This is a genomic window from Hyphobacterium marinum, assembly GCF_036330325.1.
GTDB classification, from domain to species: domain Bacteria; phylum Pseudomonadota; class Alphaproteobacteria; order Caulobacterales; family Maricaulaceae; genus Hyphobacterium; species Hyphobacterium marinum.
The window spans coordinates 1-1,247 of sequence record NZ_JAZDRO010000012.1; the positions used below are offsets into that span (position 1 = coordinate 1).

2 protein-coding genes are annotated in these 1,247 nt (G+C 62.6%); one reads left to right on the forward strand and one right to left on the reverse strand.

What is annotated here, in order from left to right; all coding sequences use genetic code 11:
* Positions 1-36: 36 nt before the first annotated feature.
* On the reverse strand, positions 37-522 hold the full coding sequence (locus V0U35_RS13940; protein ID WP_330197383.1) for an MgtC/SapB family protein: 486 nt from the start codon (positions 520-522) through the stop codon (positions 37-39).
* Positions 523-721: 199 nt separating this feature from the next.
* On the opposite strand from V0U35_RS13940, the gene V0U35_RS13945 reads away from it, so the two are divergent.
* Positions 722-1,081 (forward strand): YMGG-like glycine zipper-containing protein, encoded by a 360-nt coding sequence (locus V0U35_RS13945; RefSeq protein WP_330197385.1) that lies wholly within the window; start codon positions 722-724, stop codon positions 1,079-1,081.
* Positions 1,082-1,247: the final 166 nt, after the last annotated feature.

The window sequence follows — 1,247 nt, forward strand, 5'->3', positions numbered from 1 at the left end:
TTGGCGGCGCGTCCCGACGGGCGCGCCGCTTTTCTGTCAGGAGGGATCGCTGTCACGGTCGAACTTGTCGCGCACCGGGCCCAGGAAGAGCGTCAGCAAGCCGATCAACACCGCGATCACTGCGGGAACAACAAAACCGGCACCGCAGGCGACGCCGACACCGCCTGTCATCCAGATCGAGGCCGCAGTCGCCGCACCGCGGACCGTGTTGTTGTCATTCCGGAACAGGGCGGCCCCGCCCAGAAAGCCGATCCCGCCGAGAATCCCGCCAATGACCTTGGCCGGATCTATGGTGAGGAGCTCATCGCGCGAGCCGGTGTAGGCGATTTCCATCGTCGCCAGCACCGCCAGACAGGCACCGGTTGCAATCAATACAAAGGGGCGCATGCCCAGCGGCTTGTGCTTCCAGGAGCGCTCGATGCCGATCACGGCCCCGAAGGCCGCCGCGAGGCAGAGACGAATGGCGACATCGCCCAACGGCACGTAGTCGAGCGTCAGATAACCATTCAGAGTCTCCAGCATGACGTGTGTATCCCGGAATAGGGTTCCTTGACGGAACGGTCAGCCAATAGGTCACGGTCCCGGCCCTGCCGTCAAATCGGGCTGTGTTCCGGGGGCAACGGCAACTGTCTTTCACACGCGCCAGTATGTGACGATCCGGAACCTTGCCGGGGAGGCCAGCGTTTGACCGGGGTAACTCGTGTTGAACAGGAGACTCCCCATGCGTCGTCTTATGATGATCGCCACACTGGCCCCGGCCGTCGCTCTGACCGCCTGTGCCGGTTACGAGAACACCACCCGCAACGCCGCTGCCGGTGCCGCGCTTGGTGCCGCTGCCGGTGCCGTGATCGGTAACAATACCGGATCCGGCGATGCGCAGACCGGTGCCCTGATCGGTGCGGCCGTGGGTGCAGCGGGTGGTGCGGCTGTTGGCTGCGAGCAGGACAATCGCTGCCCGTGGAGCCAGAACAACGACCGCCACTCGGAACTGTACTACGATCAGCGTGCTGACCGTTATTACTATATCAATCGCGGCAATGGATGTACCTATTGGCGCAATGGCGAATACCGCGGCTGCTAGTCAGGCGTGGCCAGTATCGGTAAATACAACAGAAGCGCTTCGGTCCCGTCGGGCCGGAGCGTTTCATTGGAGGGAAAGATGAAGAAACGGCTTTTAATAGCCGCCGCAGCCGGAGCCTTTCTGACGGTACCGTCCGTCGCGCAGGCTGACGAGGGCTGGTATTTTG

Coding starts and splice junctions, on each gene's coding strand:
- V0U35_RS13940 (WP_330197383.1), bottom strand. CDS start 522: ATGCTGGAGACTCTGAATGGTTATCTGACGCTCGACTACGTGCCGTTG.
- V0U35_RS13945 (WP_330197385.1), top strand. CDS start 722: ATGCGTCGTCTTATGATGATCGCCACACTGGCCCCGGCCGTCGCTCTG.